The 8,942-nt window shown below is 43.1% G+C and carries 10 protein-coding genes; 4 read left to right on the forward strand and 6 right to left on the reverse strand.

Going from position 1 to position 8,942, the window contains the following annotated elements; translation table 11 throughout:
• Positions 1-188 precede the first annotated feature (188 nt).
• From IGK63_RS16150 to IGK63_RS16160, 3 genes are all read left to right on the forward strand, one after another.
• Positions 189-641, forward strand: a complete 453-nt coding sequence (locus tag IGK63_RS16150) for a DUF2188 domain-containing protein (protein WP_016611678.1) — start codon at positions 189-191, stop codon at positions 639-641.
• A 350-nt stretch (positions 642-991) separates the two neighbouring features.
• A complete protein-coding gene (locus tag IGK63_RS16155) occupies positions 992-1,459 on the forward strand; it encodes a DUF5626 family protein (RefSeq protein WP_005232933.1) in 468 nt (155 codons plus the stop codon).
• A gap of 16 nt (positions 1,460-1,475) precedes the next feature.
• Positions 1,476-1,994 carry a helix-turn-helix domain-containing protein gene (locus IGK63_RS16160; RefSeq protein WP_005232932.1) on the forward strand — a complete coding sequence of 173 codons (519 nt, stop codon included), beginning with the start codon at positions 1,476-1,478 and terminating at the stop codon, positions 1,992-1,994.
• A gap of 105 nt (positions 1,995-2,099) precedes the next feature.
• Here IGK63_RS16160 and mnmG read toward each other — a convergent pair whose 3' ends face one another.
• Positions 2,100-3,992: a tRNA uridine-5-carboxymethylaminomethyl(34) synthesis enzyme MnmG gene (gene mnmG / locus IGK63_RS16165; protein WP_008376950.1), complete on the reverse strand. Its 1,893-nt coding sequence runs from the start codon at positions 3,990-3,992 to the stop codon at positions 2,100-2,102.
• A 33-nt stretch (positions 3,993-4,025) separates the two neighbouring features.
• Entirely contained in the window at positions 4,026-5,423 is a 1,398-nt protein-coding gene (mnmE, locus tag IGK63_RS16170) for a tRNA uridine-5-carboxymethylaminomethyl(34) synthesis GTPase MnmE (protein ID WP_034859087.1), read from the reverse strand.
• A gap of 238 nt (positions 5,424-5,661) precedes the next feature.
• Between mnmE and IGK63_RS16175 the strand changes: the two genes are divergently transcribed.
• On the forward strand, positions 5,662-5,991 hold the full coding sequence (locus IGK63_RS16175) for a heavy metal-binding domain-containing protein (RefSeq protein ID WP_005226284.1): 330 nt from the start codon (positions 5,662-5,664) through the stop codon (positions 5,989-5,991).
• A 203-nt stretch (positions 5,992-6,194) separates the two neighbouring features.
• Here the strand turns inward: IGK63_RS16175 and jag are convergent, their stop codons facing one another.
• The 4 genes from jag to rpmH form a co-directional block, all read right to left on the reverse strand.
• Positions 6,195-6,953, reverse strand: a complete 759-nt coding sequence (gene jag, locus IGK63_RS16180; RefSeq protein ID WP_005232929.1) for an RNA-binding cell elongation regulator Jag/EloR — start codon at positions 6,951-6,953, stop codon at positions 6,195-6,197.
• 17 nt (positions 6,954-6,970) lie between these two features.
• Positions 6,971-7,795 (reverse strand): YidC/Oxa1 family membrane protein insertase, encoded by an 825-nt coding sequence (locus IGK63_RS16185; RefSeq protein ID WP_008376942.1) that lies wholly within the window; start codon positions 7,793-7,795, stop codon positions 6,971-6,973.
• An 18-nt stretch (positions 7,796-7,813) separates the two neighbouring features.
• Positions 7,814-8,149, reverse strand: coding sequence for a ribonuclease P protein component (rnpA, locus tag IGK63_RS16190; RefSeq protein ID WP_008376940.1), 336 nt, complete (start codon positions 8,147-8,149; stop codon positions 7,814-7,816).
• Between the two features lie 147 nt (positions 8,150-8,296).
• Positions 8,297-8,431 (reverse strand): 50S ribosomal protein L34, encoded by a 135-nt coding sequence (gene rpmH, locus IGK63_RS16195; RefSeq protein ID WP_002356012.1) that lies wholly within the window; start codon positions 8,429-8,431, stop codon positions 8,297-8,299.
• Positions 8,432-8,942 lie beyond the last annotated feature (511 nt).

Raw genomic sequence — 8,942 nt, forward strand, 5'->3', positions numbered from 1 at the left:
TTGTTAACAAAAATAAATCCTCGTTTATTAGAAAATGAAAAAAGAAAGTGCCCTCATTTTTGACCAGAAAGCAAATGATTTCACTTTTTTATAGAAGGGGGTAAACTAATAAGTAATATCTGGTGGTGCCTGTAAAAAGGAACCCCTAGGAAAATGACTTTGGATCAAGAAAAAGGAGGAACCAAACAATGCCTTGGAATGTCCGTGATTATCCTGCGTCAATGAAGAATCTAGACCCCTTAGTTCGTAAAAAAGCGATCGATATCGCCAATGCCCTGCTAGCCGATGGCTATTCCGACGATCGGGCGATCCCGATCGCCACGAGTCAAGCAGAAAAATGGTATGACAATGCAGATGAAGAGGAGAAGAAAGCTTTTCAGAAAGAGAAAAATCCGCAAAAAGATGATGCCCATCAAACCAATAAAAATGCGAAAAAATTAATGGATGCGGATGTTGAAGTTGTGTATGAAGAGGACCAATGGCAAGTCCGTTCCAAAGGAGCAAAACGTGCCAGTGATCATTTCGACAATAAAGCAGAGGCCATCGCCCGTGCCAAAGAAATTGCCGAAAATAAAGAATCCGTGGTGAACGTTTATAAAAAAGACGGCGACCATCAAAAGGATATTGATTTAGGAGAATAAAATTGGCCGCAGAAAAGTGGAAGGAGGTCTTACGTTTGTCGTTTTAACGGCGCGAAACGTTACCTTCTCTTTCGCTTTTTTGTTTCCTTTTACAGCTAGGTTTGGTTAAAACTAAAGCAACCGCTTCTTTAACGTTTCTTTTAAAAAACAACGTTTCATTGTCAGAAACCTAAAAAACGAAGACCTTTTGAATGAACCATTACTTTTAAAATTTCTCGACATCCTAAAAAATAAGCCTATAAAATGCTGCTCTAGCAACAACTGTAAACCATCCGTTGCCGTTGCAAATTAGCTTGTGCTTTCTTTAACTAGCCAAACCTTGTATACTTAAACTATCAAAAGTACAAGGAGTGGTATTTGTGAAAAAATTATTTTTTGTGCCGTTTATTTTTATTTGTTTCTTCTTTGCTCTCCCAGCTGCCGCCCAAACAGTGGAAGAACCTGAACTCGTTTACGACTTAGCATCAGATAGTCCCTATGAGCAGCTGATCACCGTAGATGAAGAAGGCAACGAGTTGATTTTGACCATTGAAAAATTGCCGTCATTCCGGGCAAATCTGGCAGCAGGAACGTATCGCGTGTCAAAAACATCCACCGGTAATTGGACCGCTAGTTACAATGTCACGGTCAATAGCCGCAATCAATTTACAGGCACTTCGAATTTAAGTTTAGTTGCTCACAGAGGAAGTATCACTTCTAGTTCATTAACTCACACGTCCACTAAAGCCACCTGTACGTTTAAGCAAAAAGCAGGTATAATCACTACCAATGGGAGTGTCGTAACCACGATCTCAAATGGGAAGCTAGTTGTTAAATAGCAGATAGGAGCATACATTGGCTTTAGCAGAACAATTAAAAAGCTGTCGCGAGTCTTCCGGATTGTCGCAAACAGCAGTCGCAGAAAAATTACAGATTTCACGCCAGTCGATTTCAAAATGGGAAAACGGGCGCGGCTATCCAGATATTGAGAATTTGATTTTGTTGAGCGATCTCTATCAAGTCTCGATTGATGAGCTCTTGCGGGAAAACGAAGCGTTAAAAGAGCGGATCGAAACCAATAATCAAGAGATCAACGACAAAAAAGAAAAATTGTCGTTACTCCAAAGAACGATGGCAACGGAAAAAGATGAAAGTCTGCTCTTGCTACTGTTAGCTGGAATCGGCTCATTTCTCTTTCCATTAGGTTTGATTTTAGATGGCTTTGTCTTATGGCGTAACAAAAAGGCCAATAATTTTTATGTATTGATCTATATCGTCTGTGCCTTCTCAATTTTCTTGAATTTGTACGATGGCTATGTCCATCTCAGCAACATCATGAATTGGGGAACCACTACGATTGAAAAAGTTGAATAATTCAATTGCTAACACAAAAAGCCCGCTGCGAGTTACTCTCGTAGCGGGCTTTTGACACTGTATTTACCATTTATAAATTGGTTTTTCAAAGAATATTAACCGTCTTTAGTTAACCTTTGCAATCTTCCCTTGTTCGATATACACCATCAAAATACTAATATCAGCTGGGTTTACTCCGCTGATACGGCTCGCTTGGGCGATGGTTTCGGGTTGGATTTTTTGCAGTTTTTGTTTGGCTTCTGTTGCCAAGCCATTGATAGCGGCATAGTCGATGTTTTCAGGAATGCGTTTGGCTTCCATCCGTTTGAGTTTCTCCACTTTTTCGAGGGCTTTTTTAATATAACCTTCGTATTTGATTTGGATCTCGACTTGTTCGATCTCTTTTGGCTTCAATGCTTCATTGGCTTCGATAAATTGCAGCATTTCCGCATACGTCACTTCAGGCCGGCGCAAGAATTCATTTGCTAAAACGCCATCTTTCAAGGTGGCCGTCCCTTTGGCAGTCAAATATGCTTGTACTTCTGGCGTTGGTTTGATGCGGATTTTAGACAAGCGTTTGATTTCTGCTTCAACAGCTTCTTTTTTCGCTACATATGCTTCGTATTGCGCTTCTGGGACGAGCCCAATTTGATGTCCCACTTCGGTCAAACGCAGATCGGCATTATCATGACGCAGCAATAAGCGGTATTCGGCACGAGAGGTCAATAAACGGTATGGTTCATTGGTTCCTTTGGTCACCAAATCATCGATCATCACACCGATATAACCGTCGCTGCGTTTCATAATGAAAGGTTCTTTGCCTTGAATTTTCAAAGCGGCATTGATGCCGGCAATCAAGCCTTGACCGGCCGCTTCTTCATAGCCGCTGGTTCCGTTGGTTTGTCCTGCCGTAAAGAGGTTTTCGATGACTTTGGTTTCTAATGTTGGACGCAATTGATGAGGTACCACGACATCATATTCAATGGCGTAGCCCGTCCGCATCATTTCCGCTTTTTCTAAACCTGCGATGGAATGCAGCATTTGGACTTGGACGTCTTCTGGCATAGAAGTAGAAAGCCCTTGAACATACACTTCTTCGGTGTTCAATCCTTCTGGCTCCAAGAATAGTTGGTGACGAGATTTGTCTGCAAAACGCACGATTTTGTCTTCGATGGATGGACAATAACGGGCACCTACCCCTTCGACGATCCCTGTAAACATCGGCGCCCGATGTAAATTCTGGTTGATGATTTGGTGCGTCCCTTCGTTCGTATAGGTCAACCAGCAAGGTTCTTGGTTTTGATTGTAGGCTTCATCGGGTGTGCTGTAACTAAAGTGATTCGGTTGTTCATCGCCAGGCTGGATCTCCGTTACCTCATAGTTGATGGTGCTGGATTTGACCCGCGGTGGTGTACCGGTTTTAAAACGAGCGATCTCTAGACCAAGCTCTTTCAAATGATCGGCTAATCCAATCGATGGCTGGGAGTTGTTTGGACCAGAAGAATACTTCAACTCTCCAATGATGATCTCCCCTCGCAACGCTGTTCCTGCAGTGATCACTACAGCTTGGGCTTGGTAACGAGCGCCTGTAGATGTCACGACGCCACGGCACTCGCCTTCTTCAACGATCAGCTTTTCAACGATCCCTTGGCGCAGTGTTAGATTGGCTTCTTTTTCGATCGTTCGTTTCATTTCAGCCGCATAGGCATGTTTATCGGCTTGCGCCCGCAAAGCCCGCACTGCGGGACCTTTTCCTGTATTGAGCATCCGCATTTGGATGTAGGTTTTATCGATATTTTTGCCCATTTCTCCGCCTAAAGCATCGATTTCGCGCACCACGACGCCTTTTGCTGGTCCGCCGACGGAGGGATTACAAGGCATGAATGCGACCATGTCTAAGTTGATGGTCAGTAAAAGGGTTTTTGCCCCCATTCGGCTGGCTGCTAAGGCAGCTTCTGATCCGGCATGGCCGGCACCAACAACGATCACGTCATAACTTTCTGCTTGATATTCTTGCATGGTGTTCTCCTTTTTACGCCAGTGGCGCATTCTTTATTTTCCTAAACAAAACTGACTAAATAATTGGGTGATCAACTCATCTTGGACACTGTCGCCGACAACTTCTCCTAGATAGTCCCAGCAGCGTGTCATATCGATTTGAACCAAGTCGACAGGCATTCCTGCTTCGATCCCTTGGATGACCTCAGACAACGACTGAACGGCATTTTCTAATAAGGCAATGTGGCGGGTGTTAGAAAGATAGGAAGCATCCTTGTCGGTGGTTTTCCCCCCAAAGAATAGATCGGCAATGGCTTGTTCCAGTTGATCCAAGCCTTCGTTGGTCAATACAGAGACAGAAAAAATCGGTTCATCTGCTGCGTACTGCGCTAATTCAGCGGGCGCTAGTTTTGGCTCAAGGTCGGTCTTATTCAATAAGATGATCCGACGGCTGCCAGCAGTCAGCTCCAGCAATTGTTTGTCTTCCTGGGTCAATCCTTCGCTTTGGTTGAGAACCAGCAAAATCAACTCCGCTTCTGCCAGTGCTTTGCGGCTGCGTTCGACCCCGATTTTCTCAACGACATCTTCCGTTTCGCGGATACCAGCCGTATCGATCAGTTTCAACGGTACCCCGCGAACATTGACATACTCTTCAATGACATCTCGGGTGGTGCCGGCAATGTCTGTCACGATGGCTTTTTCTTCCCTTAATAAATGGTTCAATAAGCTGGATTTACCGACATTCGGCCGACCGATGATCGCAGTACTCAGGCCTTCTCGCAAAATTTTTCCTTGTTGGGCAGTTGCTAATAAGGCTTGGATCTGCCCTTTGACCATCGTGGCCTTTTCTAACAATAAGCGGGTCGTCAATTCTTCCACATCATCGTATTCAGGGTAATCGATATTCACTTCAACTTGCGCCAACGTCTCTAAGATCTCTTGGCGTAAGGTCCGAATCAAGTGGGAAAGATTGCCATCCAGCTGATTGACAGCGAGATTCATCGCCTTATCGGTCTTAGCACGAATCAGGTCCATCACCGCCTCGGCTTGAGAAAGATCAACCCGTCCATTTAAAAAGGCCCGCTTCGTGAATTCCCCCGGCTCAGCCAAACGTGCGCCTTGTCGTAAAACCAGTTGCAAGAGTTGATTGACGACAACGATCCCGCCGTGACAGTTGATCTCAACGACATCTTCTCGGGTAAAGGTCCGCGGCTTTTTCATCACTGAAAGCATCACTTCATCCATCAAACGGTTTTCTTCTGGGTCCACGATATGACCATAATGAATCGTATGACTAGGGACTTGGGCGAGGGTTTTAGTGCCTGCTTGAAAAATCCGATCCGCAATTGCGATTGCTTCTTCCCCGCTTAATCGCACAATACTGATGGCCCCTTCGCCTGGCGGGGTGGAAATTGCGGCAATCGTATCAAATTCTTGCGTAATATTCGCCATGTTGCATGCTCCTCCTATTTTTTCACATAAAAAAAGTGCCCACTCCACCCGTCAAATTGATTGAAAATCAATAAAAACGAGTAGACTTAGCACTTTGACTGCTTGTCAATTAAATTCTGGAAATAGATTAGCACATTTTTGCGCGAGTCGCAAGCTTCCTTCAAAAACTTTTAAATTTTGCATCTGTCCGCAAAAACCTTTAAAATAAAAGCAAAGAATAAGAAAAGAGGGATCTATTATGGAAACCATCAAATCATCAAACAGTGCTGCCCGCATTAAAGAAATCATTTTATCGACAGGAAACGTGAATCGGCCTTATGTCGTGCGGGATATCGTCTTTGCGGCAGACAAAATCGAAGTAGATCTATTTGATACATCTGTGAACTTGAACGACCTTTTGGCAGATGTGACTTATCGCTTAAAAGAAACCGCCCACAGCTATGGCGCGAACGCGGTGATCAACTGTCATTTCGAACACGATCGCATCGTCGAAGGCGACAAAACCTATCTTGAGATCTTTGCCTATGGTACGGTGGTTCAATTTACTCAATCAACCATCGGCGGCTAATTCCCTCTATCATCAAAAAAAATACAAAAAAGAGTCCGCGGCATACGGACTCTTTTTTGATACCAAAGGCTGACCTACGTAACGTATGTTGACTTTGATAAGAATGATTTCTAGTCAAGGATACTTGGTTTTAAATTTGTTGTCAATCGCTTTTTCCCATCAAAAAAGGGAAAGGCTTGTCAGAGCGCCTTTCCCTTTTTTCATTAAATTCGTTTGTCCGCAGGTTCCACTACTAAGTAGCGATACGGTTCATCCCCTTCAGAATGAGTTTGAACATACGCATCTTTACTCAATACGGAATGAATCTGCTTTCTTTCAAACGCCGGCATCGGCTCTAAAAAGACCGGGCGACCAGTTCGTTTGACTTTTTCAGCAGTACGACTGGCCAAACGTTCTAAGATCGCTTGACGTTTTTCACGGTAATCCCCGACATTCACAACGATCGATAATTTGTTTTTCGCGATGCGGTGAATGTAAACTTGCGCCAAATATTGCAGTGCATTCAAGGTTTTGCCGTGCTTCCCAATTAAAATACCTTGTTTTTGCGTTTCTAAATGAAAGACGATCACGCCGTCTTGACGAGCGGTTTTTACTAAGGCAGGTGCATTCAATGCTTTTGAAATATTTGTCAGATAGAGTCCCAACTGAGCTAGTGCTTCCTCATCTGAAAGATCCGTCAGCAAAACAGGTTCGCTCGCGGCCGCCTCCATCACACTGCTTGCATCCTCTGTCGTCACAGGATCTGGTTCTACCAGCGGTTTTGCTGGTACTTCTTCAACGGGTGCCGGTTCTTCAACGATTCGTTTTTCAATGGAGACCCGTGCTTGTTTTTTTCCCAGCCCCAAGAAGCCTTTTTTTCCTTCATCCAGGACTTCGATTACTGCTTGATCTTTGGTGATACCAAGGACTTGCAATCCCTCTTGAATTGCTTCAGCTACTGTCAGATTTTCATAAATCGGCATTGCAGTGCAACCTCCTCTTATTTTTTCCGTTTCTTTTTAGGACTCATTGCTTTTTTCAGGGCTCGTTCACGCTCGCGTTCTTTGCGGGCGGCTTCTTCTCTTTCTTGGCGAATCTTGAATGGGTTATTTAAGATCATTGTTTGCAAGACTTGGAATGCATTAGAAACAACCCAGTACAAGGAAAGACCGCTGGCAATGTTGATCCCCATCAGTAAGATCATCATCGGCATAGCGAAATTCATGATTTTCAAACTCGCATTTGATTCCACTTGGCTCATACTTGATAAGTAGGTACTTGCAAAAGTAAAGAGCGCCGCTAAAATCGGCAAGATGAAGTATGGGTCACGATCACCCAGCTGCAGCCATAAGAATTTTCCTTCTTGCAGAGCAGGAACCCGTGAGATCGATTGCCACAAGGCCATCAAAATCGGCATTTGTACCAATAATGGTAGACAGCCTGCATAGGGATTGACATTGTTTTCCGCATACAAACGTTGTGTTTCTTCTTTTAACTTGCTTTGTGTTTCTGTATCTTTTGACGCATATTGCTGCTGCAGCGCTTTTAGCTTCGGTTGTAATTCTTGCGTTTTGCGCATGCTTTTGGTTTGAAAGTGCATCAACGGCATCAAAATGACCCGGATGATCAATGTAAAGAGGATGATCCCGATCCCGGCATTGCCGAAGGAGAGGGCTTTGATCGCCTCTGCAAAATAATAAACGATGTAACGATCCCATAGACCGGTACTTTGTGCATTTACTTCACCTGTTGCACCGCAGGCAGATAAGACAACTACTAATGAGAGAACTCCCAAAAATAGTAAGACGCGTTTCCCTTTTTTCACGTAACTAATTCCTTTCCATTAATGAATAATTTTGGCAAGCTTTAAGACATGCTCTAAATTCGAGTAGATTTCCTTTGAGGAACAAGTGGCGATACTTGGACGGGCGATCACAATAAAATCGATCGCTGGTTCGATTCGCGGCTTCATTTCCGTTAAGCTCGCACGAATCTTGCGTTTGACCTCATTTCGCTTCACTGCATTACCGACTTTTTTTCCTACAGATAAACCAACTCGAAAATGTGATTGCTCTTTAGGTAAGACATACACCACGAACTTCCGATTTGCAAAAGAATTTCCTGCCTGAAAAACTTTTTGAAAATCTTGCTCTGTTTTTACTCGATAGGATTTTCTCATCTTCGGTTCCTTCACTTCTTTCAATTAAGCTTCGCGAAACGGATTGAATCCGTAACCACTCACCTGTCAATAATACCATATTTGCCAAAAGTCAGACACTATATTCCGCAAAAACGGCATAAAAAAAAACCACTGGCATTCAGTGGCTTACGCAGAAATAACCTTTCTGCCTTTACGACGACGGCTAGCTAAAACACGACGTCCATTTTTTGTACTCATACGTTTACGGAATCCGTGAACTTTTTGACGTTTACGTTTATTTGGTTGATACGTTCTTTTCATTTATTTCCACCTCCATCAGGATAATGCTTATGCGCACAGACATACTTTGATAGTATAACGAGTCAAGTACTAGTTTGTCAATAAGAAGTTTGCTCAAAATCGACCATTCTTTATCCACAATTCCCTTGATTTGTGTGGGTTTACTGTTTACAGCTAATTTTTGTGGATAACTTTTTCCCCAGAGTTATTTTGACTTTTTCCACAAACAAACAGCCTGTAGAAAAGTTTTCCACAATCGCTTTTCCAGCTGTTGATAACTGCCCTAAAACCTAGTATTATCAAGGCGTAATCTTCACATAGATCTGTGGATAAGAGAGATTTTTTTCTAGTTATGCACATTCTTTTTCTACCTGTGGATAGTGCATTTTCGAACATGTGCATTTCCTTTTTTCTTTTATCCCGTTTTGTGGAAAAGTATTTTTTTCTAACCTTTTTTATCGTAATCTGTGGAAAACTTTTTCAATCCGTGCTATTTTAGTTATATCTATTCTTAGTTATAGGAGGACAATTT

It is taken from the genome of Enterococcus sp. AZ040 (genome assembly GCF_050499185.1).
In the GTDB taxonomy this organism is placed as follows: domain Bacteria; phylum Bacillota; class Bacilli; order Lactobacillales; family Enterococcaceae; genus Enterococcus_D; species Enterococcus_D entomosocium.

Bases quoted from the DNA above. Each gene is read 5' to 3' on its own strand.
- mnmE (WP_034859087.1), bottom strand. From the start codon at position 5,423: ATGGCGAATATTACGCAAGAATTTGATACGATTGCCGCAATTTCCACC.
- rpmH (WP_002356012.1), bottom strand. From the start codon at position 8,431: ATGAAAAGAACGTATCAACCAAATAAACGTAAACGTCAAAAAGTTCAC.
- mnmG (WP_008376950.1), bottom strand. From the start codon at position 3,992: ATGCAAGAATATCAAGCAGAAAGTTATGACGTGATCGTTGTTGGTGCC.
- jag (WP_005232929.1), bottom strand. From the start codon at position 6,953: ATGCCGATTTATGAAAATCTGACAGTAGCTGAAGCAATTCAAGAGGGA.
- IGK63_RS16175 (WP_005226284.1), top strand. From the start codon at position 5,662: ATGGAAACCATCAAATCATCAAACAGTGCTGCCCGCATTAAAGAAATC.
- IGK63_RS16150 (WP_016611678.1), top strand. From the start codon at position 189: ATGCCTTGGAATGTCCGTGATTATCCTGCGTCAATGAAGAATCTAGAC.
- rnpA (WP_008376940.1), bottom strand. From the start codon at position 8,149: ATGAGAAAATCCTATCGAGTAAAAACAGAGCAAGATTTTCAAAAAGTT.